Origin of the sequence: Chromobacterium sp. IRSSSOUMB001 (assembly GCF_023507765.1) — a bacterium.
Classification (GTDB): Bacteria; Pseudomonadota; Gammaproteobacteria; order Burkholderiales; family Chromobacteriaceae; genus Chromobacterium; species Chromobacterium haemolyticum.
Genome location: NZ_JALCYU010000008.1, coordinates 203,360 through 228,355, shown reverse-complemented (window position 1 = coordinate 228,355; position 24,996 = coordinate 203,360). Strand labels below are relative to the sequence as shown.

Genomic DNA, 24,996 nt, shown 5'->3' with positions numbered 1-24,996 from the left:
TGTCTGCATCAATTTGCAGAAATATCCGAACAGCATATCAACACAAAATGAAAATGTCATTAAATAAATATGGTTTTATCGCAATAAATGAACTATGGCGAGGCGGAACCAGCAAAAACGAAAGGGGCCGACGGCTCTAACCTGTAGGCTATTCAAAGTCCGGCGAGCTGGTGCGAGACCGGATGCAAAGCCCTGGCGGAGCGGAAGGCGCATACGGAACATGAGCGTTTTGAAGGGGCGCTCATCGTGCAATGCCGGCGCCTAGCCCGCCATGCGCTTCATCACGCGTTCGATTTCATCCTGCAGCCGGCCGATGTCTATGGGTTTGGTCATGAACCCGTCCATGCCGGCAGACATGGCCGCTTCGCGATCCTCCTGAAACGCTCCGGCCGTCAAAGCGATGATGGGCGTGGCGCGTTTGTCGCTGTCGGGATGCACCTGGCGGATGAACTTGCAGGCGGTGATGCCGTCCATCACCGGCATTTGAATGTCCATCAGGATGAGGTCTATATCATGGTGCTGCCACGCGTTGATTACTTCTTTCCCGTTGGATGCGGTGTAGATCCGGTGCCCGTATTTTTCGAGCAGGACGGTGACGATGTCCAAATTGATTAAGTCGTCATCGGCCACCAGGATGCTCAAGGGAGGCAGGGGGGCGGAGCTGAACTCCGTATCGGGTGGATCCTGGCAGGGTAAGGCGTCAAGCGGCGCCGGGCGCAAGGGAAGGTAAACCTGAAAGACGGAGCCTTTGTTGAGGGCGCTTTGCACTTCTATCCGGCCGCCCATCTTCTGCGCCAGCTGCAAGGCGATGGTGGTGCCCAGGCCGGTGCCGCCAAAGCGGCGGGTGGTCGAGGCGTCCGCTTGGGAAAAGGGTTCGAACAGCTTGGCCAGGGTGTCCTGGCTCATGCCAATGCCGCTGTCCCTGATGATGACGACCACGTTTTCTTCCGCGGACAGCACCGTCAGCCAGACCCCGCCCTGAGCGGTGAACTTGATGGCGTTGCCCACCAGGTTCATCAAGATCTGCCGCACCCGGAAAGCGTCGCCAATAAAGACCTGCTGGATAATGGCCGGATATTTCAGATGCAGGGAGATGCCCTTCTTGCTGGCGCTCAGCTGCAGGATATCGATCACGTGTTCCGCTACTTCGCGCAAAGAGAAGGGCGCCTCTTCCAACTCCAGCGCGTTTTGCTCCAGCTTTGCCGTGTCGAGAACATCGTTGAGCAGGCCCAGCAAGCTCTTGGCGGAGTGGTTGACGGTTTTGAGCATGCTTTTCTGCTTGTCGTCCAACTCCGTGTCTTGCAATAAATCGGTGTAGCCGATGATGGCGTTCATCGGCGTCCTGATTTCATGACTCATATTGGCCAAAAAGGCGCTTTTGGATTTAACGGCGGAAAGCGCGCGGTTTTTGGCTTCAATCAAAGCGAACTCCGCTGCTTTTTTCTCCGAAATATCCAGGATCACCCCGTCAATCAACAGCAGCGCGCCGTTGTCGTCGTATACGCCGCGGGCGCTTTCCAATACCCAGCATTCCTCTTGATTCAGGCCGAGCAGGCGGTATTCGACGATATAAAGCTGATGCTGCTCCAAAGCGTAGCGGATGGTTTCACAAACCCTTTCCTTGTCTTCCGGGTGAACGATATCCAGTAGCTGAATACGGCCGTCCAGAAAGGATTTGGCCGGCCAGCCGCATAGTTTTTCTATGTCTTCGCTGATGAATATGGATTTCCACGGCTCCTGGGAATGGCTGCGAAAGGCGACGCCGGGGATGTTGTCGATCAAGGTGCGAAACTGGCTTTCACGCTCTTCCAGCTCCTTTTGGATGCGGTGGCGCGCGCTGATGTCGCCGATGAAGCCGACGTAAATAACTTGCTCGGGCAGCAGCACCTTGCCTATCGATAAGCGGATGGGAAACTGACTGCCGTCCTTTTTGAGCGCCATCTCCTCGCGTTCCCGGCCAATCAATTTCGTGATCTGGGTTTCCATATAATCGGCAAGAGAGCGATCATGTTTGGCGCGGTGCGGTTCCGGCACCAACAGATTGATGCTCTTGCCCAGCAACTCTTCCACCTGCCATCCAAACAGTCTTTCCACCGCGGGGTTGGCGCTCAAGATGCAGCCCTTCTCGTCAATGGTGATGATGCCGTCCAACGAGGTGTTGAACGTGGCTTGCAGCTTCAGCTCGTTGCTTAGTGTTCTTTGATACAAGGGGCGGTACCGCAACAACACATTGCACGCGAAGACGATATTGCCAAGCAGGAGCACCGTGATGGCGATGGCGACGGCCAAGCCCGCATTGTCTTCAAAGGGGCTGTGGAAAGCCGGGTCCGGCGTGCCGATGAAGCGGGCGGCCTCCATACCGAAATAATGCATACCCGCAATGGCAACCCCCATGACCACGCCGCTGAGCAGCGTCATCCCTCCCTTGCCGATTTTCTTACTGTCCAGACCAAAGCGTATCCATAGCGACAAGGTGCTTAGCAGCACGGCGAGCAAGATTGAAATGGCGAACCACGAGGGGTCGTAACGGAGCAGCGGCGTCATGCGTATGGCCGCCATGCCGGAGTAGTGCATGGTGCCGATGCCGCTTCCCACCAGCACCCCGCTGATCAATAGCTGTTTCCCGTCGATTTTGGGCTGAGACAGTAAGTGAAGGGCAATGAGCGACGCGGCGACGGCGGGCAGCATGGACAAGAGAGTGGGAAGCAGCGCGTACTGGATTGTGCTGCAAATGCTGAAGGCCAGCATGCCGACAAAATGCATCGCCCATATGCCGCCGCCCATTGCGCAAGAGCCGGTGGCAAGAGCGACCCAGCGCAGCCAGCGCTCGCTGGCTTCGCGAGCCAAGCCGGCTATCTGCAGCGCCAAGCAAGAGGTAAATATGGCCACCAGTAAGGAGAGCGCCACCAGCCACAAGTTGTATCTGGTTGGCAAAAACAAATAGGACTGGTAAGCGTCAATGAAAAACGAGCCGAGCATGACCTCCCCATTTTCAATAGCTTCTTCACGCTATGCCAATTAGCCGCAGGGGCTTTCCTCCGGTATAGACAATGGAGACATTGTCGCACCAGCGTTGTGCAGGAAGGTTATTCCATCCGCCACCCCGCGCAATGCGGGAATCTAGCGCTGCTTTGGCAACTACAGCGACTAGGTTTTATACATGGAGGATTGGCATGTCAAAGACATGATTCTGGGGCGTATGCGGGAGCCGGGGAAGTCCAAACCTCTACCCAAAGTCTTGTTTTACCGGGGTGAACTTTACTATCTATAGAAGATATCGATAGGTGTATGTATGCCGGAGTGGAGATCTTGCCAGACCGATTTGAAGCCAAGCTGCGAGTAGTCATTACCGTTTCCATGTTGTTTGTAGCTGTGCTGTCGTTTTCTATTTGGAAAGTTGTGGACAGCGCTAAGCAAGCAGCGCGCTGGCTGACGAACAGCGTGATGGTCGCGGACCAGTTGGCTCATATCCGCGGCTTTACCGTGCATGCGGAAATCAGCACCCAGAACTTTCGCCTGACAGGTGATGAATCCAATCTAAAAGAGCGCGATAGGGCAATTGAGGAGCGCGAGCGGTTACTGACGCAGATTCGCGCACGAATCGGCGACAATCCCAGGCAGCTTGATCGCTGGATGGCTCTGCGCCGGGTCGTCACTCAACGGGTGGCAATCTCTCGCGAGGTGGAGCGTTTGTACCGTCACTATGGTAGAGCCGCGGCCAGCGCCTACGCCACGAGCGCGCCGCTACGCTCCACCCGCACGCAGGTCTATAGCTTACTGGACGAAATGGACCATGAAGAGCACCGCGTGCTAGAGGGGCGGCTGGCCGATTACGAGCATTCGCAGCAGTGGCAAATATGGTGGAACACCGTGAGCGGCATCACGCTTTTCTTGCTGCTGGGCGGGACTTATTTCATGGTGCGTCGGCAATGGCGGGCGCTCAACATCAGCCGAAGAGCGCTTGCATCCAGTGAGGAAAATCTGGCCGCCACGCTGCATTCGATTGGGGATGCGGTAGTCTCCGTCAACGCCTGTGGGTTGGTTATCCGTTGTAACCGAGTAGCCGAGACCCTCACAGGTTGGCCTGCCGCCGAGGCCGCTGGATTGCCGTTGTCACAGGTATTGACCGTGCGGCGGGATAAAGACGAACGGCCCATCGATTTGTTCGCCTGCGGTACAAGGATGGTAGCGCAGACCCAGTACATGCCGGAGTCCTTGCATGGGGAACTGGTGGCGCGGGATGGCCAACAATGTCCGATCAGCTACACCGTAGCGCCGATTATCGCCGGTAGCGACTTGCTGAATGGCGTGGTGGTTGTCTTCCGCGATTCCACTGCGGAACGGGATGCCCGGCGGACCATACTTGCGCAGAATGCACTACTTACCGAGCGGGTTCAGGACCGGTCCTTGCGCTTGGTGGAAAGCGAAGCGCATCTGGACGCCATCCTCAGCGCGGTGCCGGTGCTGATCGCCTATGTCAATGCCGATCGCGTCTATGTGTATGTCAACGAACAGTACCGGCAGCGCTTTGCGCCTGAGCGCGTGAGCATCACCGGTTGCGCGGTGAAGGACATTCTGGGGAAAGAGCGTTATGCCATAGCCTGCCCGTACATTGACAAAGCGCTGGCGGGCGAGCCGCTGAACTATGACTGGCAGCCTTTCCCGGGGGTTTGGCAAAACATACGCTATGTGCCCAAGCACAATGAGCAGGAGGAGGTGATCGGTTATTACGTGCTGGGCATCGACGTCACCGAGCGCAAGGCGGCAGAGGAGCATATCCAGTTGCTTAACAGCGAGCTATCACAACAAGTACGCGAGCTAGAGCATGTCTCCCGCGCCCTGCGTACCCTGAGCGCGGGGAATCGCGCCATGTTGAGGGCCAAGGATGAGCAGCAATTGCTGGATAGTAGTTGCAGGGCCATCGTTGAGGCCGGCGGTTATAGCACGGCGGTGATCTGGTATGGCGACGCGGATGCGCAAGGCATACAGCCGATGGCTCAATGCGGTTTTGCCGGCGAGCTGACTGAGCTGGCGGGTATCGTTCTGGGCAGGGCCGACGCCGTCGGCGGCATCAGCATCACGCCCACCGCAGTGCGCACCGGTAAGGTGCAACTGGCGCGCGACATGCAAAGCGACAACCGGTATGAGGCGCTGCGGGCCATGCTGCATGGGGCGGCATCCGGCTTGGCCTGCCCGTTGCAGGTGGATGGCCGCGTTATCGGCGCATTGACCATTTACGACAGGCAGGCGGATACCTTTGACGATGATGAGATTGATTTGCTGATCGAGGCCAGTGCCGACCTGGCATTCGGCATCGGCTCCTTGCGGGCACAGAGGGAACGAGAGCAGGCCCGCGTCGCCATGCAGCAAATGCTGCGCCATGATCAACTGACTGGCCTGCCCAATATGTTGCAGTTTGAAGAGGCGCTGACGTTGGAGCTAGTGCACGCAAGCCAGGAGGACCGCACGCTGGCCGTGCTGCAGTTCAATATCGAGCGTCTGGGAGAAATCAACGAGGTACTTGGCTTTGCGCAGGGAGATCAAGTATTGCGTGAGTTTGGTGCGCGCCTGACGGCCTGTCTGCCGGCTGCCGCGTTAGCCGCACGCGTGCGAGGCGACGAATTTGCGGTATTGCTTCCCGGTGCGGACGGACAGGAGGCACTGGTCTTGGTCACTGCGGTCAATTGGGCGATGACTACAGCTATTGAAGTGGCGGGGCTGACGTTGGATGTTGCTGTAAGAGTGGGGATGGTGCTGTTCCCTCAACATGGAAGGAACGTACACGATTTGTTGCGCCACTTGGACAAGGCTACACAGCAGGCCAAGCAGCGAGGGGTGGCGTATTACTTGTACGAGCCGGGCAAAGCCGAGACGCAAGCCGAGCGGCTGGTGCTGGCCAGAGAGCTACGCCACGCCATAGTGCAGGGCGAACTGCGACTCTATCTGCAGCCCAAGGTCAGCTTGGCCGACGGCCAGGTCTGTGGCGCCGAGGCGCTGGTGCGCTGGCAGCATCCGCGGCACGGCTTGTTGGCGCCCAGCGCCTTCATCGATATCGCGGAACGGTCCGGTTTAATCCACCCGTTGACCGAGTGGGTCGTGACTGCAGCGCTGGATTTACTCCAAGTCTGGCAGCGACAGCGGCTAATGCTGCCCATCGCGGTGAACCTATCGGTGCGCAATCTGCAGGATGACACCTTGCCGGACAAGCTGCGGCTTTGGCAGGAGCAGCGTTCGATTCGCACCGGTTTGTTGGAGCTGGAAATCACGGAAAGCTCCATGATGCTGGATCCGGAGTTGGCGCTGGCCTTGCTGCAAGAGCTGCGATGCGCCGGTGCCGCACTGTATGTGGACGATTTTGGCACAGGTTACTCGTCGCTGAGCTATTTACAGAAATTGCCGGTGGATTACATAAAGATTGATCAGTCTTTCGTAATGAACATGTCGCAGGACAAAGACTCGGCCATGATCGTGAAATCCACCATCGAACTTGTGCACGACCTGGGACGGCTAGTGGTAGCGGAGGGCGTAGAGTCCGCCGAGGATTGGCAGAGCCTGCGCGAAATGGGTTGTGATTTTGCGCAGGGATTCTTCATCGCCTCGCCAATGCCGGCAGAGGAGTTTGTCGCCTGGACTAGCTCTTTCCGGGCGCCATAGTGTCGGGAGGCTTCCTGTTTGGAGCCCGGCGCTTCGAGTCTATAACAGGGGTTTGTTAGCGGCTAAGAGCCTGTTCAAAGTCTCGCGAGCAAGGGCGAGACAAGGCGAAAACGATCTAAAAAGCGGAATGGTCGAGTGGTACATGAGCATTTTGAGCTTGTTTTTAACGCCGTATCGCCGACGCGCAGCAGATCGTAAACTGGTTCTAAGGTAAAACTACAAGAGGGCCGACATCGCTGTGGTCACGATAGCACTAAGATTTTGGGAATAAAAAAGCCCGCGCGTAAGCGCGGGCAAATGATGGAAGAGGACCAGGTCAGCGGATCAATAATCCAACTCTGTCGGCACTTGCTCCTTGCTGTCCTTCGGCGCTTCGGCCACGGTGGCGTCCGTGGTCAGGATCAGGCTGGCGATGGAAGCGGCGTTTTGTAACGCGGTGCGCGTCACCTTGGTCGGGTCGATCACGCCCATTTCCACCAAGTCGCCAAACTGGCCGCTGGCAGCGTTGTAGCCGTGGCTGCCCTTGCCCTCCAGAACCTTGTTGACGATCACCGAAGGCTCGTCGCCGGCATTGGCGGCAATAGCGCGCAGAGGCGCTTCCAGCGCGCGCAGCACGATCTGGATGCCTGCATCCTGGTCGGCGTTGTCGCCCTTCAAGCCGCTGATGTGGGCTCGCGCGCGCAGTAGGGAGACGCCGCCGCCGGCAACGATGCCTTCTTCCACTGCGGCGCGGGTAGCGTGCAGTGCGTCGTCCACGCGGTCTTTCTTCTCTTTCATTTCCACTTCGGTAGCCGCGCCAATGCGGATGACCGCCACGCCGCCAGATAGCTTGGCCACGCGCTCTTGCAGTTTCTCGCGGTCATAGTCGCTAGTGGCCGTATCGATCTGGGCACGTATGGTCTGAACGCGAGCATCGATCTTGGCCTTGTCTCCCGCGCCGTCGATGATGGTGGTGTTCTCCTTGCCGATTTCCACGCGTTTGGCGCTGCCCAACTCCGGCAGGCCGGCTTTTTCCAGCGTGAGCCCGGTTTCCTCGGAAATGACAGTGCCGCCGGTGAGGATGGCGATGTCTTCCAGCATGGCCTTGCGGCGATCGCCAAAGCCAGGCGCCTTCACGGCGGCCACCTTCAGGATGCCGCGCATGCTGTTCACCACCAAGGTGGCCAGCGCTTCGCCTTCCACGTCTTCGGCTACAATCAGCAGCGGTTTGCCGGCCTTGGCCACTTGCTCCAGCACCGGCAGCAGATCGCGGATATTGCTGATCTTCTTGTCGTAGAGCAGCACCAGCGGATCTTCCAGCACGGCGGTCTGTTTTTCCGGGTTGGTGATGAAGTAGGGCGACAGATAGCCGCGGTCGAACTGCATGCCCTCGACGACGGCCAACTCGTTGTCCAAGGATTTGCCGTCCTCCACAGTGATCACGCCTTCCTTGCCCACTTTCTCCATGGCATCCGCGATGATCTTGCCGATGGACTCGTCGGAGTTGGCGGACAGCGCGGCGACTTGGGCGGTTTCCTTGCTGTTGGTCACCGGCTTGGACAGGGTTTGCAGCTCTTTCACTACGGCCTGGACGGCTTTATCAATGCCGCGCTTCAGGTCCATCGGATTCATGCCGGAAGCGACATACTTCATGCCTTCCTGCACGATGGCTTGGGCCAGCACAGTGGCGGTGGTGGTGCCGTCGCCCGCCACGTCGGCGGTCTTGGACGCCACTTCTTTTACCATCTGGGCGCCCATGTTCTCGAATGGGTCCTTCAGTTCGATTTCCTTGGCAACCGACACGCCATCCTTGGTGATGTGCGGCGCGCCGAAACTGCGCGCCAACAATACGTTGCGGCCTTTCGGGCCCAGGGTGACTTTGACGGCATTAGCCAGCACATTGACGCCGTTGACGATGCGCTCACGGGCGTTGTCGTGGAAGCGGACTTCTTTCGCAGCCATGGTTTAACTCCTGTGATGATTGTAGGAAATCAGGCAGCCTTGCGGCCGGATTGGGGGGCGTCTTCAACAACCCCGAAGACATCTTCTTCGCGTAGCACCAAGTATTCCTGGTCGTTTAGCTTGACGGTCTGGCCGTCGTATTTGCCGAACAGAACCAGGTCGCCCACTTGCACCTGCATCGGCAACAATGTGCCGTCTTGCAGACGCTTGCCAGGGCCCACGGCGAGAACTTCGCCTTGTTCCGGTTTTTCAGCGGCGCTATCGGGAATGACGATGCCGGAAGCAGTCTGGCGGACTTTCTCGATCCGCTTGACGATAATCCGGTCGTGCAGAGGACGGATTTGCATATCAATCTCCTGTGCGATTCAGATCATTGGAAACGGTTGGTAAGACCGAGCGGCAGGCGCGAAATGGCCCACGCTTACCGGTCAAAGTCAGCCGGTACGGCTGACCAAAGACGAAGTAAGGGCGGGCCAAAAACTTTTCAAGAGGTTTTTTGCAGAAAAAACGAGACTACAAAATGATGCGCTCGACACGGCCAAAACGGTACTCCGTTCTGCTTGCCTTGCCTCCATGGCAGACGCGCGGCCTAAGGGGGCAGGGTGGTTTGCGCAGGCCTTCCTCGCCCAGGGTGTCGTCTTCGGCCAGGTCACGCCATAGTCCGCCGTGTACGGGGCGGAACTGCCAGGAAACATAGCCTCGACGGGAGGCCAGCCGCATCAGGTCCGGGCCGTCGGGCGCTTCCATCAAGACACTTTCCTCTCCAGCGATAGGTGGCAGATCGCCGAAAGCCTGGCGGCAGGCCAGCTCTTCCCCTGCGGCCGCGCCTATGGTGTTGCAGCCGCGCCGCTCGTCGCGCAGCAGGTTCCAGGCGCCCAGCTGCCAGGCCGCGTCCAGAATGTCTTCTTCTATCAGGGAGAGAGCGTCCCATCTGCGCGTCAGTTGCAAGGCCGATGCCGGCACTTGCCGAAGCAAGGGGTCGCCATTTTGGCCGCGGTCGGGCTCAGGGCGGCGGAAACCATGCCAATGCAGCATCAACAACAAGGGGGTATCGGGAAAGGGCACCGCGCTGAGACTGACCGCGAATAGCGGCAGGCGCATATGGCGGATTTGAGCGGACAAGGTATCGAATAACTCCACGGCAACACTCCATGACAATGGATGCGAAGACATGTATTAACGATAAAAAGATTGCCGGCATGAGGCAAGCGCCAACCTGGTGATTACGACTAGGCGTTTATTTCCATCCTTGCCGCCATTGCTTGTCGTCGCGCAGAACCTCCCACGGCACGGTTTGCTGGCGTCGGGTGTACACCGCCTCCAGCGTCACCGTGTCTATCGGGCTGTCGGGCGCGGGCCGTCCCAGCGCCACCACCAGGAAGTGTTTTTCCTTGTCGCGCGGCACGGCGGCGGTCCACTTGCTCAGCAGCAATTTTTCCGGGTTGAGCCGCCTAGTTGTCGCCACGGTCCTGACTCACCCAAATCAACTTCTCCGCGGGTATGCCCAACTTGGCCGCCACCGCCAGCAGAGCGGTCTTGGCATCCGGGGCGGGCTGCTTGTCGCGCGACAGCAGCCACAAGTAGTTCTTGTCGGGTCCCACCACCACCGCCCAGCGATAGTCGGGGTCCAGCTCCGCCACGTGGTAGCCGCCGTAGAACGGGCCAAAGAAGGACACTTTCAGCGAGGCGACGTCGGCGGGGCCGTTGAACCAGGCCTTGCCCACGGCTTCGCGCCAGCTGGCGGCGGCGGTGTCAAAGCCGCGGTTGACCACGCGGATGCTGCCGTCGGTATTGCGGCTATAGTCGGCGCTCACCGCGTGCAGGCCCCGTTCGAAACGGTGGTCCAGACGGGCGATTTCATACCATCGCCCCTGATAGCGTTCCAGTTGGAAGCCTTGCACAGGGGTGACGTCCGGCGGCGGCAGAGTGTTGCAGCCGGTGAGCGGCAATAGGGTAATAGCCAACAGGACCAAAGGTTTTTTCAACATATCAGGCTCACAGTGTGTCGAGATTGGTTTGCAGCGCCGCCGCGTGAGCGGCGATAGCGGCTTGTTCGGCATCCGGCAGCTTGTCCAGCTGGCGATAGACTAGGCTGAGTCGCGGATTGGCCGCCAGCCGCGCGCGGTGGCGCTGGAAAAAATTCCAGTACAGGGCATTGAAGGGACAGGCGTCCCGGCCAATGCGCAGTTTGGGCTGGTAGCGGCAGCCGGGGCAGTAATCGCTCATGCGGCCGATATAAGCGGCGCTGCCGGCGTAGGGCTTGCTGCCGAGCAGCCCGCCGTCGGCGAACTGGCTCATGCCCAGAGTGTTGGGCAACTCCACCCATTCGAAGGCGTCGATGTAGACGCCCAAATACCATTCATGCAGCGCCTGCGGCGACAGCCCGGCTATCAGTCCGAAATTACCGATCACCATCAGCCGCTGGATGTGGTGGGCGTAGGCGTCTTCCAGCGATTGGCCGATGGCGTGAGCAAGACACCGCATGCCCGTTTCGCCATCCCAGAACCAGCGCGGCAGCGGCAGACTGTGCGAAAGAGCGTTATTGTCGCGGTAGCCGGGCATCTTGGCCCAATAGACGCCTCGCACGTATTCGCGCCAGCCCAGTATCTGCCGCACAAAGCCCTCTACCGCGGCCAGTGGCGCGCGGCCTGCGCGCCAGGCGGCGATGGCGGCGTCCACCACCTCGCGCGGATTGAGCATTTTTACATTGAGGGCGAAGGAAAGCTGGGAGTGAAACAAGCGCCGCGCATGCCGGCTCATTGCGTCCTGATAAGCGCCAAAGTGCGGCAGCGTCCGCTCGATAAAGTCGCACAGCAGGGCCTGCGCCTCGGCGCGCTTGAGCGGCCAGCGCAGCGCTTCGGCCTGAGGCTGACCGAAACTGTTCACGCCGGCGTCGCTTATGGTTTGCCACAGCTCGCGGTGGTCATGCTCAGGGCGAGGGTCATTGGGTTCCGGCGGGCTGCCGGACCAGCGCTGACGGTTTTCGGCATCGAAATTCCAGCGCCCGTCGGCGGGTTCGCCGTTCTCGTCCACCAAAATGCCGTGCTGGCGCCGCAGGTGACGATATAGGGTCTCCTGCCTCCATTGCCGCCGCGCGCCGAAGAACGCGGCGGCGTCGCCGCGAGCGGTGTAGAAGTGCTCGCTGTCCGCCATGTGGCATGGAATGGATAAACCCGCGCCCCAGCGGGCGAGTTGATGGTCCAGTCGCCATTCGTCCGGAGCCTGGTATTCCACCCTCGTCGCGCCGTAGTGGCGGATCAGCGCATCCAAATTGCCGATTAACGATTGGCGGTTGCTTCCGTCGTCGATGGCGATGTAGCGCACTCGATGCCCCAAGGCCTTCAGTTGGCTTGCAAAATCACGCATCGCGGCGAAGATGGCCAGGATTTTCTGCGCGTGGTGGCGTACGTAATCCGTCTCCTGGCGGATTTCCATCATCACATGCACCACCTCGGGGTCGGGGGCGGTGAACCAACTATGGTTGGGGTTGAGCTGGTCGCCCAGAATCAGCCGCAAGAGGGTCATTGGGCCATGTCCTTCTGACGGCGGCAGCGTTCTGAGCAGTATTGGACGGCATCCCAATTATCGCGCCATTTTTTGCGCCAGCTCATGGGGTGGCCGCAGGCGGCGCAGCGCTTGGATGGCAGTGCCGCCTTATTGCCCTTGAATATCCGCGCCATCACGCTACCTTCAGTTTTTTGCGCAGCCAGGCCACCGGCAGTCCAAGCAGTGGGATTTTCTCGAACAATTCTTCGGCGGCGTCCCAGTAATCGCGGTGCAGCGTGATTTTGCCGTCGGCATCGAACTGGAAATGGCTGCCGCCATGAATGCTGACCTTGCGTCCGGCATAGGCAAAATCGAAATCCCAGGTGATGAATGCCTGGTCGCCATCCCGTAGCGCGTGGATGACAGTGAAGCGGGGCTGTTCCAGCGTCTTGAACATGTGGTGAAACACCGCCTGGATTTTGGCCACGCCGCGCACGTCGTTGAAGGGATCCTTGAAGCGCGCGTTTTCAGTGTAAAAGCGAGCGATGTCCGGCAAGGTTTGCGGTGTCAGCGTTTGATACCAGTCGAGCAAAGCTTGCCAATCGGCTTGAGTGGGGATGCGTTTCATGGTCGAGCCAACCTCGCGAGCAAAGGCAGCCGCAGCCGGTAAGGCAGCAGCCGCAGTAGTTTGAGCCATAAGGTGAAGCGCAGCGGAAAGTGAATTTCAAACGCGCCGCGGGCCAGCCCGCGCATGATGTCGCGAGCCGCCTGACGCGGCGAGAGCAGAGCCGGCATGGAAAAATCGTTCTTGGCGGTGAGCGGTGTGGCCACGAAGCCGGGATTGATCAGATAAACCGCCACGCCATGCGGCTTGAGTTCCGCGTAGAGGATTTCCGCCAGATTGATCAGCGCCGCCTTGCCGGGGCCGTACACCGCGGCGCCCGGCAGGCCGACATAACCCGCCACGCTGGCGATCAGCGCCACGCCGCCGCGGCCTTGCCCCGCCAGCGCCGGCAACACCACTTCCAGGCCGTGGTAGACGCCCAGCAGGTTAGTGTCGAGCAGGCCGCGGGTTTCATCGGCGTGCAGATCCAGGCAGGTTTGCGGACGGTAGTCCGCCGCGCAGAACACCACGAGGTCGGGCAGCGCGCCGGCGGTTTCCAGACGCGACCAAGCGGCCCGCCAGGCGGCCGGATCGGTCACGTCCAGCGTTTCCACTTGCGCGCCCGGGCGCTCTGCCGCCAGCATGCGCATCGGCTCGGCGCGTCGGGCGGAGAGGATGACTTGGGCGCCGGCCGATAGCAGCTCGTCGGCCAATGCCGCGCCGATGCCGCTGGACGCGCCTATCACCCATACCCGGCGCGCGCGCCAATCGGCGATGCGAGGGTTAAGGCGGAGTGTCATGATCCTGACTCCGGTTTGTGGAAAAACAGCGTGACCTCGCCCAAGCGGAAACCAAACTTGCTCATGACCGCGCGGTTGAGCAGGCTGCGCTCGTCTTGCAGGAACATCCAGTCATCGAACTGGACCAGGTATTCCTCGCCCTCCACCGGCAACTTCAGCGTGTAGCGCCAGCGCAGCGCGTTGCCGGCCGTCTCGCCAATGGCTTCTCCCTCCACGTCGTCGGCCAGGCCGCGCCAGCGGCCCTGGCCGATGGGCTTGAGCCGCCAGACGCGTTGTTGTCGGCTGCCGTCGCTGTAAAGAAAGCGCTCGGTCAACACCAACTCGTCGCCGTGGCGTTCGCCGTCCATGTCGACGGTGAAGCGCTTGAGCAGGCGGCCTTGCCGGTCCTGGTATATGCCCCAGGCCTTGGTTTGGCCAAGGAAAAACCGGCCGGGGTCTAGCAGCGGGCGGTTGGCGGCGTAATCTCCAACCGTTGGAGCGGCGCAGCCAGCCAGCAGGAGCATGGCGGCGAGCCAGAGGGGCGCGCGCATGGTTACGCCCTTTGCAGCAGAAACTGCGACACGCCGATGCGTCCCGCATCGAAACCCGCTTCGCAGTAGCACAGGTAAAGCCGCCACAGCCGAATGAAGGCCTCGTCGAAACCTTGGCCGCGAACGGCGTCCAGTTGGGTCTCGAAAGCCTCGCGCCAGCGGCGCAGCGTTTCCGCGTAGTCCGCGCCGAAATCCAGGCGTTTGCGGCAGGTCAGCCCGCTTTGATGCGCCGCGCGTTCAAAACGCTCGCGGCTGGGAAGCATGCCGCCGGGGAAGATAAAGGCCTGGATGAAATCGGTGCTGGCGCGGTAGGCCTCGAAACGGGATTCATCAATGGTGATGCTTTGCGCCAGCGCTTGGCCGCCCGGCTTGAGGCAGCGGCGCAGGGTGTCGAAATAGCCGCGCCAGTAACGCTCGCCCACCGCCTCGAACATTTCGATCGACACGATGGCGTCGTATTGGCCGCTCAGGTCGCGGTAGTCGCGGTGTTCCAGTGTGACCAGCGGCTCCTTGGCCAGGCGGCGGCGGGCGAAGCTCAGTTGCGCATCCGAAATGGTGATGCCGTGCACAGAGACGCCGAGACCGGCGGCGTGTTCGGCGAACCCTCCCCAGCCGCAGCCGATTTCCAGCACCCGCATGCCGGGGCGTAGCTGCAACTGCTCGCAGATGCGTTGGTACTTGCGCGCCTGCGCTTGGGCCAAGGGCTGGCTGTAGTCGCCGTCGAACCATGCGCTGGAGTAAGTCCAGCTGGGGTCCAGCCACAGTTTGTAAAAATCGTTGCCGATATCGTAATGGGCATGGATGTTGCGGCGGCTGCCGCGGCGGCTGTTGACGCGCAGGAGATGGCGCAGCCTGTGCCACAAACGCGCGGCCCAACGGCCCAGCGCCCCCAATTGCAAGGCGTCTTCATTGCGCAGCATCAGTTGCAGCAGCCCTGTCAGGTCCGGGCAGTCCAACCAGCCGTCGCGGTAGGCCTCGGCAAAGCCGATGTCGCCGCCGGACAGGATGCGGGCGCAGGCGCGCCAGTCCCGCAGCGTCAACTCCGCGCTGACGTGCGTTTGGGCCGCGCCAAACCATAAGGTCTCGCCATCTGGCGTGACCACTTTAAGGCTGCCGTGGCGCAACTGAGCCAGTATGGCGAGCAGCGCGCGCCCCGCCGCCGGAAACTTGGGGTGGGACAAGGAGAGGGGTTGGCTCGCGCTCATGGTTTCAGCTCCTGGCCACGGCTGAGGGCGGTGGCGGGGGGATGGGGTTTGCGGGAAAAGGGTACGCGCTTTAGCCAAAGCTTCAGCGCCTGCCAGTGAATGCGGGCGATGACGCCCAGGGTGAGCAGAGGCTGGCGCAGCAAGGCGGCCGCCGCTGTGGCCGAGCTCAAGGCGCGCAAGCGGCCGGATATCGAGGTGTGAAGCAGAGCGCCGTTGGCGTCGTGATAATCGATCCGCGTCAGCGCGCGGCCCGCTTGTTCCACGAAGCGGAATCGATAATGGCCTTCCACTTGGCAAAACGGGGAGACATGCAGCAGTTTGCGGCAGACCAACTGGCAGGAGGCGCTAATGGGCCCCCCGTCGGTTTGGCTGAGCAGATAGCTATGCCTTTCGCCAAAGGTGTTGTTCACCTCGGCCAGCACGGCGATCAACTGGCCAGAGGCGTTGTGGCAGTGCCAGAAATTAACCGGATTGAAAACGTAGCCGAACACGCGCGGGAAGGTTTGCAGCCAGACCTCGCCGTCGCAGGGAAGGCCGGCTTCGTCCAGGCGCGCGCGTATCCAGGGCAATAGCGGCGAGCCGTCGCGCGGGCCGTAGTCGCGCGTGCGCAGCGACAGCGGCCGGCGGCAGTCCACGCCAAACCATGGCCCGCGCATGTTTTCCAGCGCGGATAGCTTGAGCCGCAAACAAAACACAGGGTAGACGAAGCGATTGGCGGCCGGGCGTAAGCGATGGTGCATCACGTGTCCGGTCAACAGATAGGCTGTGCTCATGTTTACAGCCTCGCCCAGGCGGGTGCCAGGCCAAAATCCTGCGCCACGCGCAAAGCCGATTTCAGGCCATCCTCATGGAAGCCGTAGCCAGTCCAGGCGCCAGTGAACCAGCAGCCGCGTCCACCCTGGATTTTGGATAGCGCTTTTTGCGCGGCGATGGCGGCGTTGTCCAACAGCGGGTGTTCGTAATGGTAGCGGCCCAGCACCTTGGCCGGATCCGGCTCTTGTGTTGGATTAAGCGTGACCATCACCGGGGTGTCCACCGGCAGCGGCTGTAATCGGTTCAACAGATAGCTCACGCCCACGGCGCGTCCATCGTCTTTCCCTTCGGCCAAGAAGTTCCAGGCCGCCCAGGCGCGAGGGCTGCGCGGCAGCAAGGAGACATCGGAGTGCAGCACGGCCTCATTGGCTTGGTAGCGCACCGCGGATAGCAGCGACCGTTCGCGCTCGTCGGCATCGGCCAGCAGCGCCAGCGTTTGAGGGGCGTGGGTGGCGAATACCACGCTGTCGAAGCATTCCTCGCCATGAGCGGTCTGCACGCGCACTTGGCCATTCTCCCGACAGACGCGCAGTACCGGGGTGGACAGCCTAATATCGTCCAGCCCGTCCGCTATTTTTTCCACATACTGGCGCGCACCATCCCGCACCGTCCGCCACTGCGGCCGGTTGCTCAACTGCAAGAGGCCGTGGTTGAGGCTGAAACGCAGAAAGGTTTCCGCGGGGAAGGACAGGATGTCGCGGCAGGGGCTGGACCAGATGGCCGCGGCCATCGGCAGCAGATAGTGATCGCGGAAGCGTGCGCCATAGCGGTCCGCTTCAAGCAACTGGCCCAGCGTGAGCGGTGATTCGACGGCCCGTTTCAGGTTGCGGGGCGCCGCGCGGTTGAAACGGATAATGTCGGCCAGCATGCCCCAAAATCCCGGCGACAACAGATTGCGGCGTTGGGCGAACACCGTGTCCAGATTACTGCCCGCCCATTCCAGCTGGCCCTGGCCCAGTGAAACGCTGAATGACATGTCGCTGGGGTGGCTGACGATGCCCAGCTCGGCAAATAGCGCGATCAGGTTAGGGTAGGTGCGATCGTTGTACACCAGAAAGCCTGTGTCCACGGCAAAGCGGACGCCATCCATCGTGATGTCGACGGTATGAGCGTGGCCGCCCAGATAATCGGCGGCTTCGAATAGGGTAATGTTGTGACCGCGGGCCAAAAAGTGCGCGCAGGCCAAACCGGAGATGCCGGCGCCAATGACGGCGATGTGTTGTCGCTGCTGAGTATTCACCGATGCGTCCTATGGGCGTATGGGTTGAGCGGGTTAACTTGGCAGCCGCTGGGCGGTGCTTTATATTCAGGATATAACCGGTTTGGAAAAAATGCTACCAATCAGTAAAAGGTGTTACCAATGGGTATTTTAGGCAGGCTCAGCTTCAAAGATCAGGCTTTCAAGCTGCGCGAACAAGCAGTGTTGGACGCGACGACGCGCATGCTGGCGAGCAAGGGCTTCGATCTCATGACCATGGACGACGTGGCAAACGAAGCGGGTATTTCCAAGCCCAGCCTGTACAAGCATTTCAAATCCAAAGATGAACTGGCCACCGAGGTAATGATCCGTTTGCTGGACGATGCTCTGCGCTATTTGGCGCGACAAGACTCAAGGCTGAGCCCGCTGGCACGCCTGCGTGATCTCTTGGCCTGGGCGCTAAGGGTACGGCTGGCAGGGGGGCTGCCCTTCTTGCCGTCAGCCAGCCCGCAAGTGCGCGGCATGTTGACGCGCAGCATGACCTACGTTGGCCGGGTCATTAAATTGCACAAGACCTTGCAAGGCATCGTTGAGCAGGCCAAGAAGCAAGGCGAACTGAAGGCGGAGATGCCAACGGATGTCATCCTTTTCAGCTACTACTCTCGAACCTGTGACCCAGCGGTGGAGTACCTGCGCGTGTATGGGAAATACCAGGATGAAGACATTATCAAGCACATGCTGCTGGTGTGTTTTGAAGGGATGTCCGCTGGAGCCGGGGCGGCTCAATCGAACTCTTGAAGCATGGTGTCTATACGCCGATTCATAACTGCGCATGGTTTGGCGGGATTGTGTGGAATGTGATGATGCAAGAGGAGCATGTGTTTGCGCAGCCATTCAATGGCGCCGCGCATGCCAATGCGTGGGGCATGCCCTTCATGAAAGCGGTGAAGTCCATTTATGAACCGGGAATGATTGCCGAAGGGCTTAAAAAGGCCGGCAGTCGTTAAGGCGGCCGCGTTTGCGCAGCGCCGGTTCTTGACGTACAGCGCCCCAAGGAGCACGGGCGCTTCTTGGGGCCTCCGCCTACACCAAGCGGTTAATGCAGCTTAAGCCCTGACACAGGCGTTGCTGCACCGGCTCCAACAGCGCCGCGGCTTCCTCGCTGCTCAACAGCAAGGGTTCGTCGCGGCGTTGCAGCAAGGTCAGGATGGCTTGCAGGCTGATATGGGCGGCGCGGATGTCGATCAAGCCTTGCATCAGGCGGGCGTCCATCTCTTCGCATTGCCGGGCCAGTTGGCGGCCAAGCTGGGGCAATGCGGTCTGGTCCTGAGCGTTGCACAGGTTTTGGTTCAAGCGCCTTAATTGCTCCATAACCGGAGGTTCGGCGTATTCCACGGGCGAGGCATCCGCCGTTTCATGCTCTATGGAGCCCTTGGCGTCTTGCTTCATTGCGTCACCTCCAATACCTCGACGCGGTAAGCGTGGCGCAGGCTCCGTCCCAGCAGCGGGTCGTGCAACTCCAGCTCGAACGCCTCGCCGTGCCCCAGTGCGGCCTTAACGGGCAAGGTGCCGCCAAATAGCACGCTGCCCGTCGGTAGAACTGGGCCGCTGCCATAGCGATCAATCAGTTCCAAGGGGTGCAACAGGCTTGCGACGCCGCCTTCCTGATACAACTCGCGCTGGCCGTTGCGGCTGCGCCAGCTGCGCATCAGCAACTGATCCCAGTGCGCGGCCACCTCGTTGAAACGCCACAGCTTGGCGCTAAGCGGCTTGGCGCACATTTGCTTTGATACCGTCACGTCGTAGGCTTCCACCTGGCGATCGGTATGGTCCGATCCCACGCCCACGTACAAACCGTCGGCACCGGCCAGCAGCACGTATTCCACTTCGCCGGAGGAGTGGGCGCGAGGGACTTCTATCCGGGCGGCCGTGGTTAGCAGCTGGGGCGACAAGGGATAGAAGCAGGGCGTGCTGGCCGGCGGGCTTACTCCCAGTGCCGCCAGTTCATGGATGTGATGTTCCACTGCGTGCTTGTCCCGTCCGGTCCAGCCGGAGATGATCAACCGGCGCGGCTGGAGGCATCGCGGCCCCAGGCCTTCAATCTGAAAAGTCAGCGTGTTCATCGGCTTACTCCTCCAGCGCTTGCTTCGCGGTTTCCCGCGCCAGCAGCAAGGCCAGCAGCGTCAGGCACAGAGCGGCCAACACATAGATGGAAACGGCCAGCGTGGAATCAAAGGCCTGATACAGGCTGGTGATGATCAAGGGCGCGAAGCCGCCGCCTACGATGCCGGCCAGGGTGTAAGCCAGGGACGAGCCGGCGTAGCGGACGCGAGACGGGAATTGTTCGGTGACGAAAGCCGCTTGCGGGCCGTACATCATTGCGTGGACCAGCAGGCCGCCCACCACCGCAACGCCTATTTGCAGCGGCTGTTGGCTATCCATTAACTGGAAATACTGGAATGCCCACAGCGCGCCCAGCAAAGCGCCCGCAGCGTACACCGGACGGCGGCCCCAACGGTCCGACAAGATGCCGAACAGCGGCACGGCCAGCGCATTGACCGCCGCGCCTATCATCGTCACCGTCAGAGCCAGCGAGCGCGGCAGTTGCAGCACCGTGGTTACGTAAGTCAGCGTGAACACCACCACCAGCGCGTACAAAACATCGGAACCGATGCGCACGCCGCCAGCCAGCAGCAAGCGGCGCCAATGCCCGGTGAACACCTCCCGCACCGGCGTGGCCGCCTTGAGTTGGCGGCTCTCCAAGGCCTGAAAAACCGGGGTTTCCTCCACGCCGCGCCGCAGCCACAAGCCAAACACCACCAACAGGACGCTGGACAAGAAGGGCACGCGCCAGCCCCATTCCAGAAAGGCGTCCGGACTCAGCCACCAGGACAGCGCGGCAATCGCCCCGGTGCCCAGCAAAGTGCCGCAGGACGGCCCCACCTGGGTAAAGGACGCATTGCGGCCGCGCTGAGTCGGCGCGCCGTGCTCCATGGACAGCAGCACCGCGCCGGCCCATTCCCCGCCAATCGCCGCGCCTTGCAAAAAGCGCAGGCTCACCAGCAGCAGCGGGCTCCAGATGCCCCAATCCCGGTAAGTGGGCAGCAGCCCCATCAGGCCGGTAACCACGCCCATCAGCAGCAGGGTGGCGATCAGCACGAAACGGCGGCCCAGCTTGTCGCCCAGGTGGCCAAACACCGCGCCGCCCAGGGGGCGAGACAGATAACCCACCGCGTAAGTGGAAAACGCCAGGATGGTGCCGGTCAAGGGATCGAAGGAGGGGAAGAACAGCACGTTGAACACCAGGGCCGCCATCAGGTTGTACACCGTGAAGTCGTACCACTCCAGCGTGGTGCCGAGCATGCTGGCCATGGCCAGGCGGCCCATTTTGGGGCGGGCGGCGGTCCGGCTGTCCGGCGGCGTTGCCGCCGCGCAGGTTTGCATCATCGTTTCAGCTCCTCGGCAAACAGCTTCCATTTGAGATCGTAGCGGGCGGCGTCCTGCTCCTTGCCGTCCAGCAGCAAACAGGCCAGCTCCAGCGCCCGCCGGCGCGCTGCTTCATAGCTGCACTCCATCAGCAACAAGGGCCGCAGCAGACGATTGCTCAGCGATTCGTTAGGCAGCGGCTGGCTGAGTTTCGCGTCCGGCCACAGCAAGCAAGAGCGGACAAAACCGGAGGACTGGATGTGGGCTTGGCCAAAGGCTCGCGCTTGGGCGGCGAGTTCATCGGCTCGGGCCATGATGGACAGCGGCAGCATCAGCAGGTAACGGCCGCTGCCTTGTCCCACCTCCGCCAACACCCGGCAAACCCGGCGCATGGGTTGGCGCATGCGCCGCAAATTGGTTTGCGACCACTCAGTCTGATGCCGGAACGCGTCCTGATAAGCGTCTGAGGAGAAGCAGTCCAGGGACTCCGCACGGTACAAGCCCAGATAACGGTGTTCCGCCTGTTCAGACAGATAGCGCGCGGCGGAGATAAAACCCGGCAGGCGCACGCGCTCTTCAAGGTGTTCCCGGTCGTACCACCGGTTGAAATCGGCCTCGTCCGCCGCGTCGACATTGGACGCGACCACGAGCATGGCGGGAGAACTGGGGCGCATGGAAAGCCTCCGAAAGGCTGCTGACATGTCGCGATGATCGCCGTCGCGCCGCAGCAGGACAAACGAGTAATTCTTGCGGCGCTTGATCAGCTTTTCTTATCGGCGCAGCTTGGCCCATCTATCAAGGCCAATTCCGCCGGCGGCGCATAAGGAGCGGGCAGGGCGCGGACAAAATCGTCCGATTCACGGCAAGCCAACTCCGCCGCCAAGTTAATGGCTTCCGACGCGTCGCGCTCCAGATGGCTCACCACCAACTGCTGGGCCGGCAGCGGCTGAGCACAGGGAATCCAACGCAAATCCCCGCGCTCTATCTTGTCCCGCACCGGCGCCAGCGGCAGCAGCGCATAGCCAAAGCCCGCTTGCACCAAGCGGGCAAGAGCGGCGATGGAGCTGACGCAATGCACCTTGCCCGGCGGCAGCCGCGCCTTGCGGTACAAATCCTTTACCGCCAAGTAAGGCTGCGAGCCGCGGCTCATGGTGATGATGGGCGTGCGCAGCAACTGACCCAGGCTGGCCTCCTCCGGCCGGGCCTTGCCAGGCGGCCCCACCCAGCCCATCGCCAGCGGCAGACAGGGCCGGCTGACAATGCCGTCCCCCAGCGCCGCATCGCTTTGCAAGGCGATGTCGATCTCCGCCGCGCGCAGGCTGTGGCGCAGCTTCTCCGTGGTTTCAGAACTCAACTGCACCTCAATGCCGGGGTGCTTGCTTTGCAGGCGCTGGAGGAAACGCACCAGCCAGGTATGCGCCACGCTTTCTATCACGCCAATGCGCACCAGCCCCAGCAAAGGCGCGCCAGGCTGGTCCAGTTGCATGATCTCCGCTTCCAGCTCCAGCAAGCGCTCGCCGTAAGGCAAAAGCCGGCTGCCCAAGGGCGTTAGCCTCAGCCCGCGCGGCTTGCGCTCAAACACCCGGCCGCCCAACTCCTGCTCCAGCGCGGCTATGCGGTGGGAAATGGCGGCCTGGGTCAGAAACAACCGGTCCGCCGCAGCGCGAAAGCTGCCCAAACGCGCCACCCAGATAAAAGCTTCAACAAAGCGAGTATTCATCCTTTGCTCCCATAAAGGGCCGCCGCGCGTCAGCGCAGCACGGTGTCTGAGGTTGGCAAGCTGCTGTCCGGCTGATAGGAAAAAGCGTCGCGGCTAAGGCTTTGCAACTGGCTGGCGCAATCGTCCAGCACCGCGGTGGCGGCGCAGGCCAAATGCTGTAAACGGGGCTGCTGTGTCTGTGAGGCGTGGGACTGGAAGGCGTCAAGCGCGTGACGCAGGGTGGCGAGACAATTCAAGGCGATGGCGCAGGCGGCCAGGGTTTGGGTCTGTGGATCTGGCGGTGGTTTGGCGAAAGCGGAGTGCGGATGGGAAGGCGTCATTGCGGTCTCCTAGTCAGCTTTAGAGCCTGTCCGGAGAGGCTTGGACAGGCACGTGACAAGGTTGGAAGACCGCGATCTACTACGGCAGCCGTAAGGCTCAATGCCACGGCCTGCCCTCTTGCGGGTACTACGAGGGTACAGCTAGGCGAACCTATACAGCGGCGGTGCCGCTAGGTTCAGTAGATCACGGGCTTCCAAACCCGACGCGGCGTTATTGGGCGCAGCGCGAGGCACAGGTTACTGAGGCGGGGGTGGGGCGTCAAGCCGCCGACGGAGGAGATTAATGTCTCTGGGGGGACTAATCGGGGTAGGTGGTTTCATTTAGTTGATATCTTAAGAATAATTGCCGAGAATGCCAGTGGCGTGCCGGAAGCTACTTTCTTGAATGGAAAGGAAAACTATGGCTGCGCGCGCAATCGTCCGGGAGGGCGATACCACTTCTCATGGCGGCACCGTGCTGGAGTCATTCCCCAACTTCAATATCTATGGCAAGAACGCGTCCGGCATCGGCCACCGTGGGTACTGTCCGCAGTGCAGGACAGAATTCGTCATCGTGGCCGGGGCGCAGAACTTCATCTTCATGGGCAAGAATGTGGCGGTGGAAGGGATGCTGACTTCCTGCGGCGCGGTTCTGATCGCCTCCCAGTGGCAAGCCACGGTGGATATCGAACCCGGCGCGGTCAAGATGGTGCCGGGGCCGCTGAGCGCGATGATCGCGGCAGGAGCGTCCTTGCCGGCCCAAGGCCCGAACTGGATCGAGTTTGCCTTGCCGGGCCAGGAGAACTACCAGGGCTTGACCTGCACCATCAACTTCAACGATGGCAGTTCGAAAGAGATGATATTTGACCAGGCCAGCTGTTTGCGGATCGACTCCATTGCTGAGATCGCGGGCATCCACGTTGAAATCCCAAAAAATGAAGACGTTAGCGACGAAAACCTCTCCAGCAAAATCATTAATCTGATCGAGGGCTGAGACATGAGTGATTCCGTGACCTATGGCAGAAGCCGCAGCGCCGGCACATCCTCCACCAGCGGGGCCAGCGCTCCCGAGTATAAGATCGAGTACCGGGGCTACTATCAGGTGAACCAGCGGCATGAGCTGGAGTCGCCGCTCAAGAAAAGTTTGGACATGATGGAGGCCGCTGCCGCACGGTTTGCGACAGACGCTATTAATGACGCCAAGGTGAGAAGTCTTTATCAGGGCAATATTGAGCGGATGGGGCAGGCTGTTCTTGAGGAGGTTCACGCCGGCCGTATAACAGCCAAAGAGGGCATGGAATTTTCTATAGAAATGCGCAATAAAATTATGATGGAGCATCGAACGTTTACTTCAGTGCAAGGAGTTGCTGCTGCGGAAAAGCACAAGAGAGTAGGACTGACAGTCAAAGAGTTGCTAGAAAAGAAGTCTGGGACGCTATTTAATAAAAGTTTTGATGCACTGACTCCAGTAGAGCAAAACAAGGTTTACTACGCAATTATTGAGTCTTCTGCGCGTCCAAACGGTCCTATAAATGCCAAAGTAAAAAAATTGAAGGTTATGGGGAAGGTCGCTTGGGTTGTAACAGCGGCTTTGGCTGCTCATGCAGTTGTAAATGCAGAGAACAAAAAAAAGGAAGCCATAAAACAAGGGGCTGTGATTGGTGGTGGCATGGCTGGTGGAGTTCTTGCGGGTCTAGCTATAACTCCACTGTGTGGCCCTGGTGCGCCGATTTGTGCGATTGCTGTTGTTCTTGCCGGTAGTCTTGCGGGTGGGGCTTTGACGGAGCATGTGATTGATAGCTTGGATGAGGAACTGGAGGAGTTTTCAAAGTGGCAGATGCAATAACCAACTTCAGCTTGCTTAAAGATGAGAAACCATCAAATGATGGGAGTGTTTATTACTTTCTACTATTTGATGGCAATAGGACAGGAGTAAGAACATATTGTGAAACTGTCTTTATTCAGCATCGTTTAGGTGAGGGTGGGCGATTTTTTGTTGTTTTGGAAAATGAGTGTTTTGATGCTGTAAATTATATTGTTTATTTGCTTGATGCCAGTCTTCATGTCTTGGATTGTTTGTATCTGGATTGGTCTGAATTGGATAGGGGGTTTATACAGCACTATCAACTGAATAATGATGTGCTTTGCTTTGCGAGATATATGAACAATAAAAAATACATGCTGAAGATTAGCGACGATGGTGAGTTTCGTTATTCAGGAGGAGATTTCAAATATAGGGCTTTGCTGGACTTCATCAGGCCACGGAAGTTCTTAACCCTGTCAGTGCAGGCATGATGCCTTCTGTTCTTGTAATCTTGAT

26 protein-coding genes are annotated in these 24,996 nt (G+C 60.1%); 6 read left to right on the top strand and 20 right to left on the bottom strand.

Translation table 11 applies throughout. The annotated features are described in order from the left end of the window. Nucleotides 1–261 precede the first annotated feature (261 nt). Entirely contained in the window at nt 262–2,979 is a 2,718-nt protein-coding gene (locus tag MOV80_RS13140) for an MHYT domain-containing protein (protein ID WP_161523875.1), read from the bottom strand. Between the two features lie 309 nt (nt 2,980–3,288). Between MOV80_RS13140 and MOV80_RS13135 the strand changes: the two genes are divergently transcribed. Further along, nucleotides 3,289–6,654: an EAL domain-containing protein gene (locus tag MOV80_RS13135; protein ID WP_249605193.1), complete on the top strand. Its 3,366-nt coding sequence runs from the start codon at nt 3,289–3,291 to the stop codon at nt 6,652–6,654. Nucleotides 6,655–6,978: 324 nt separating this feature from the next. Here the strand turns inward: MOV80_RS13135 and groL are convergent, their stop codons facing one another. The 13 genes from groL to MOV80_RS13070 all read right to left on the bottom strand — a co-directional run bounded on the left by groL (nt 6,979) and on the right by MOV80_RS13070 (nt 17,273). Further along, nucleotides 6,979–8,595, bottom strand: coding sequence for a chaperonin GroEL (gene groL, locus MOV80_RS13130; protein ID WP_161523873.1), 1,617 nt, complete (start codon nt 8,593–8,595; stop codon nt 6,979–6,981). 29 nt (nt 8,596–8,624) lie between these two features. After that, nucleotides 8,625–8,942, bottom strand: coding sequence for a co-chaperone GroES (locus MOV80_RS13125; RefSeq protein WP_249605192.1), 318 nt, complete (start codon nt 8,940–8,942; stop codon nt 8,625–8,627). 166 nt (nt 8,943–9,108) lie between these two features. Beyond that, nucleotides 9,109–9,735 (bottom strand): diguanylate cyclase, encoded by a 627-nt coding sequence (locus tag MOV80_RS13120; RefSeq protein WP_107732643.1) that lies wholly within the window; start codon nt 9,733–9,735, stop codon nt 9,109–9,111. A 97-nt stretch (nt 9,736–9,832) separates the two neighbouring features. Continuing rightward, the gene (locus MOV80_RS13115; RefSeq protein ID WP_200122545.1) at nt 9,833–10,060 is read right to left on the bottom strand and encodes a TIGR02450 family Trp-rich protein; all 228 of its coding nucleotides are present in this window, start codon (nt 10,058–10,060) and stop codon (nt 9,833–9,835) included. Beyond that, complete coding sequence (locus tag MOV80_RS13110; protein ID WP_043590447.1) at nt 10,047–10,583, bottom strand: lipocalin family protein; 537 nt, start codon at nt 10,581–10,583, stop codon at nt 10,047–10,049. Before MOV80_RS13110 ends, MOV80_RS13115 begins: the two co-directional genes overlap by 14 nt. 7 nt (nt 10,584–10,590) lie before the next feature. Next, nucleotides 10,591–12,120, bottom strand: a complete 1,530-nt coding sequence (locus tag MOV80_RS13105; protein WP_249605191.1) for a cryptochrome/photolyase family protein — start codon at nt 12,118–12,120, stop codon at nt 10,591–10,593. Continuing rightward, nucleotides 12,117–12,206 carry a DUF2256 domain-containing protein gene (locus MOV80_RS13100; RefSeq protein WP_233423306.1) on the bottom strand — a complete coding sequence of 30 codons (90 nt, stop codon included), beginning with the start codon at nt 12,204–12,206 and terminating at the stop codon, nt 12,117–12,119. The genes MOV80_RS13105 and MOV80_RS13100 overlap by 4 nt, the downstream gene beginning before the upstream one ends. A gap of 68 nt (nt 12,207–12,274) precedes the next feature. Then, the gene (locus MOV80_RS13095) at nt 12,275–12,709 is read right to left on the bottom strand and encodes a nuclear transport factor 2 family protein (RefSeq protein ID WP_019104388.1); all 435 of its coding nucleotides are present in this window, start codon (nt 12,707–12,709) and stop codon (nt 12,275–12,277) included. Continuing rightward, nucleotides 12,706–13,485 carry an SDR family NAD(P)-dependent oxidoreductase gene (locus tag MOV80_RS13090; RefSeq protein ID WP_019104389.1) on the bottom strand — a complete coding sequence of 260 codons (780 nt, stop codon included), beginning with the start codon at nt 13,483–13,485 and terminating at the stop codon, nt 12,706–12,708. Before MOV80_RS13090 ends, MOV80_RS13095 begins: the two co-directional genes overlap by 4 nt. Next, nucleotides 13,482–14,015 carry a DUF3833 domain-containing protein gene (locus tag MOV80_RS13085; RefSeq protein ID WP_043590450.1) on the bottom strand — a complete coding sequence of 178 codons (534 nt, stop codon included), beginning with the start codon at nt 14,013–14,015 and terminating at the stop codon, nt 13,482–13,484. The genes MOV80_RS13090 and MOV80_RS13085 overlap by 4 nt, the downstream gene beginning before the upstream one ends. Nucleotides 14,016–14,017: 2 nt before the next feature. Next, nucleotides 14,018–15,220, bottom strand: coding sequence for a cyclopropane-fatty-acyl-phospholipid synthase family protein (locus MOV80_RS13080; RefSeq protein ID WP_043590451.1), 1,203 nt, complete (start codon nt 15,218–15,220; stop codon nt 14,018–14,020). Further along, a complete protein-coding gene (locus MOV80_RS13075; protein ID WP_249605190.1) occupies nt 15,217–15,993 on the bottom strand; it encodes a DUF1365 domain-containing protein in 777 nt (258 codons plus the stop codon). The genes MOV80_RS13080 and MOV80_RS13075 overlap by 4 nt, the downstream gene beginning before the upstream one ends. Nucleotides 15,994–15,995: 2 nt before the next feature. Beyond that, complete coding sequence (locus MOV80_RS13070) at nt 15,996–17,273, bottom strand: FAD-dependent oxidoreductase (RefSeq protein WP_118267861.1); 1,278 nt, start codon at nt 17,271–17,273, stop codon at nt 15,996–15,998. Between the two features lie 120 nt (nt 17,274–17,393). On the opposite strand from MOV80_RS13070, the gene MOV80_RS13065 reads away from it, so the two are divergent. Then, nucleotides 17,394–18,029 (top strand): TetR/AcrR family transcriptional regulator, encoded by a 636-nt coding sequence (locus MOV80_RS13065; RefSeq protein ID WP_019104395.1) that lies wholly within the window; start codon nt 17,394–17,396, stop codon nt 18,027–18,029. Nucleotides 18,030–18,091: 62 nt separating this feature from the next. Next, complete coding sequence (locus tag MOV80_RS13060) at nt 18,092–18,238, top strand: hypothetical protein (RefSeq protein WP_176218543.1); 147 nt, start codon at nt 18,092–18,094, stop codon at nt 18,236–18,238. A gap of 76 nt (nt 18,239–18,314) precedes the next feature. Here MOV80_RS13060 and MOV80_RS13055 read toward each other — a convergent pair whose 3' ends face one another. The 6 genes from MOV80_RS13055 to MOV80_RS13030 all read right to left on the bottom strand — a co-directional run bounded on the left by MOV80_RS13055 (nt 18,315) and on the right by MOV80_RS13030 (nt 22,697). Next, complete coding sequence (locus tag MOV80_RS13055; protein ID WP_249605189.1) at nt 18,315–18,680, bottom strand: hypothetical protein; 366 nt, start codon at nt 18,678–18,680, stop codon at nt 18,315–18,317. Next, entirely contained in the window at nt 18,677–19,354 is a 678-nt protein-coding gene (locus MOV80_RS13050; RefSeq protein ID WP_249605188.1) for a DUF2848 domain-containing protein, read from the bottom strand. Before MOV80_RS13050 ends, MOV80_RS13055 begins: the two co-directional genes overlap by 4 nt. Before the next feature lie 4 nt (nt 19,355–19,358). Continuing rightward, a complete protein-coding gene (locus MOV80_RS13045; protein ID WP_039756794.1) occupies nt 19,359–20,678 on the bottom strand; it encodes an MFS transporter in 1,320 nt (439 codons plus the stop codon). Beyond that, nucleotides 20,675–21,331, bottom strand: coding sequence for a DUF4286 family protein (locus MOV80_RS13040; protein WP_043590459.1), 657 nt, complete (start codon nt 21,329–21,331; stop codon nt 20,675–20,677). Before MOV80_RS13040 ends, MOV80_RS13045 begins: the two co-directional genes overlap by 4 nt. An 86-nt stretch (nt 21,332–21,417) precedes the next feature. After that, nucleotides 21,418–22,377, bottom strand: a complete 960-nt coding sequence (locus tag MOV80_RS13035) for a LysR family transcriptional regulator (RefSeq protein WP_052051957.1) — start codon at nt 22,375–22,377, stop codon at nt 21,418–21,420. 29 nt (nt 22,378–22,406) lie between these two features. Next, nucleotides 22,407–22,697: a hypothetical protein gene (locus MOV80_RS13030; protein ID WP_043590460.1), complete on the bottom strand. Its 291-nt coding sequence runs from the start codon at nt 22,695–22,697 to the stop codon at nt 22,407–22,409. Nucleotides 22,698–23,097: 400 nt separating this feature from the next. On the opposite strand from MOV80_RS13030, the gene MOV80_RS13025 reads away from it, so the two are divergent. From MOV80_RS13025 to MOV80_RS13015, 3 genes are read left to right on the top strand one after another with little or no spacing between them, the layout of a single operon-like run. Beyond that, the gene (locus MOV80_RS13025; protein ID WP_249605187.1) at nt 23,098–23,670 is read left to right on the top strand and encodes a PAAR domain-containing protein; all 573 of its coding nucleotides are present in this window, start codon (nt 23,098–23,100) and stop codon (nt 23,668–23,670) included. A 3-nt stretch (nt 23,671–23,673) separates the two neighbouring features. Next, complete coding sequence (locus MOV80_RS13020) at nt 23,674–24,522, top strand: hypothetical protein (RefSeq protein WP_249605185.1); 849 nt, start codon at nt 23,674–23,676, stop codon at nt 24,520–24,522. Then, a complete protein-coding gene (locus MOV80_RS13015; RefSeq protein WP_249605184.1) occupies nt 24,507–24,971 on the top strand; it encodes a hypothetical protein in 465 nt (154 codons plus the stop codon). Before MOV80_RS13020 ends, MOV80_RS13015 begins: the two co-directional genes overlap by 16 nt. Nucleotides 24,972–24,996: the final 25 nt, after the last annotated feature.

What these genes read in the sequence shown, in the direction of transcription:
- MOV80_RS13140 (WP_161523875.1), bottom strand. Translation starts at nt 2,979, where the DNA reads ATGCTCGGCTCGTTTTTCATTGACGCTTACCAGTCCTATTTGTTTTTG.
- MOV80_RS13135 (WP_249605193.1), top strand. Translation starts at nt 3,289, where the DNA reads ATGTATGCCGGAGTGGAGATCTTGCCAGACCGATTTGAAGCCAAGCTG.
- groL (WP_161523873.1), bottom strand. Translation starts at nt 8,595, where the DNA reads ATGGCTGCGAAAGAAGTCCGCTTCCACGACAACGCCCGTGAGCGCATC.
- MOV80_RS13125 (WP_249605192.1), bottom strand. Translation starts at nt 8,942, where the DNA reads ATGCAAATCCGTCCTCTGCACGACCGGATTATCGTCAAGCGGATCGAG.
- MOV80_RS13110 (WP_043590447.1), bottom strand. Translation starts at nt 10,583, where the DNA reads ATGTTGAAAAAACCTTTGGTCCTGTTGGCTATTACCCTATTGCCGCTC.
- MOV80_RS13105 (WP_249605191.1), bottom strand. Translation starts at nt 12,120, where the DNA reads ATGACCCTCTTGCGGCTGATTCTGGGCGACCAGCTCAACCCCAACCAT.
- MOV80_RS13100 (WP_233423306.1), bottom strand. Translation starts at nt 12,206, where the DNA reads ATGAGCTGGCGCAAAAAATGGCGCGATAATTGGGATGCCGTCCAATAC.
- MOV80_RS13095 (WP_019104388.1), bottom strand. Translation starts at nt 12,709, where the DNA reads ATGAAACGCATCCCCACTCAAGCCGATTGGCAAGCTTTGCTCGACTGG.
- MOV80_RS13090 (WP_019104389.1), bottom strand. Translation starts at nt 13,485, where the DNA reads ATGACACTCCGCCTTAACCCTCGCATCGCCGATTGGCGCGCGCGCCGG.
- MOV80_RS13085 (WP_043590450.1), bottom strand. Translation starts at nt 14,015, where the DNA reads ATGCGCGCGCCCCTCTGGCTCGCCGCCATGCTCCTGCTGGCTGGCTGC.
- MOV80_RS13080 (WP_043590451.1), bottom strand. Translation starts at nt 15,220, where the DNA reads ATGAGCGCGAGCCAACCCCTCTCCTTGTCCCACCCCAAGTTTCCGGCG.
- MOV80_RS13075 (WP_249605190.1), bottom strand. Translation starts at nt 15,993, where the DNA reads ATGAGCACAGCCTATCTGTTGACCGGACACGTGATGCACCATCGCTTA.
- MOV80_RS13065 (WP_019104395.1), top strand. Translation starts at nt 17,394, where the DNA reads ATGGGTATTTTAGGCAGGCTCAGCTTCAAAGATCAGGCTTTCAAGCTG.
- MOV80_RS13060 (WP_176218543.1), top strand. Translation starts at nt 18,092, where the DNA reads ATGATGCAAGAGGAGCATGTGTTTGCGCAGCCATTCAATGGCGCCGCG.
- MOV80_RS13055 (WP_249605189.1), bottom strand. Translation starts at nt 18,680, where the DNA reads ATGAAGCAAGACGCCAAGGGCTCCATAGAGCATGAAACGGCGGATGCC.
- MOV80_RS13050 (WP_249605188.1), bottom strand. Translation starts at nt 19,354, where the DNA reads ATGAACACGCTGACTTTTCAGATTGAAGGCCTGGGGCCGCGATGCCTC.
- MOV80_RS13045 (WP_039756794.1), bottom strand. Translation starts at nt 20,678, where the DNA reads ATGATGCAAACCTGCGCGGCGGCAACGCCGCCGGACAGCCGGACCGCC.
- MOV80_RS13040 (WP_043590459.1), bottom strand. Translation starts at nt 21,331, where the DNA reads ATGCGCCCCAGTTCTCCCGCCATGCTCGTGGTCGCGTCCAATGTCGAC.
- MOV80_RS13035 (WP_052051957.1), bottom strand. Translation starts at nt 22,377, where the DNA reads ATGAATACTCGCTTTGTTGAAGCTTTTATCTGGGTGGCGCGTTTGGGC.
- MOV80_RS13030 (WP_043590460.1), bottom strand. Translation starts at nt 22,697, where the DNA reads ATGACGCCTTCCCATCCGCACTCCGCTTTCGCCAAACCACCGCCAGAT.
- MOV80_RS13025 (WP_249605187.1), top strand. Translation starts at nt 23,098, where the DNA reads ATGGCTGCGCGCGCAATCGTCCGGGAGGGCGATACCACTTCTCATGGC.
- MOV80_RS13020 (WP_249605185.1), top strand. Translation starts at nt 23,674, where the DNA reads ATGAGTGATTCCGTGACCTATGGCAGAAGCCGCAGCGCCGGCACATCC.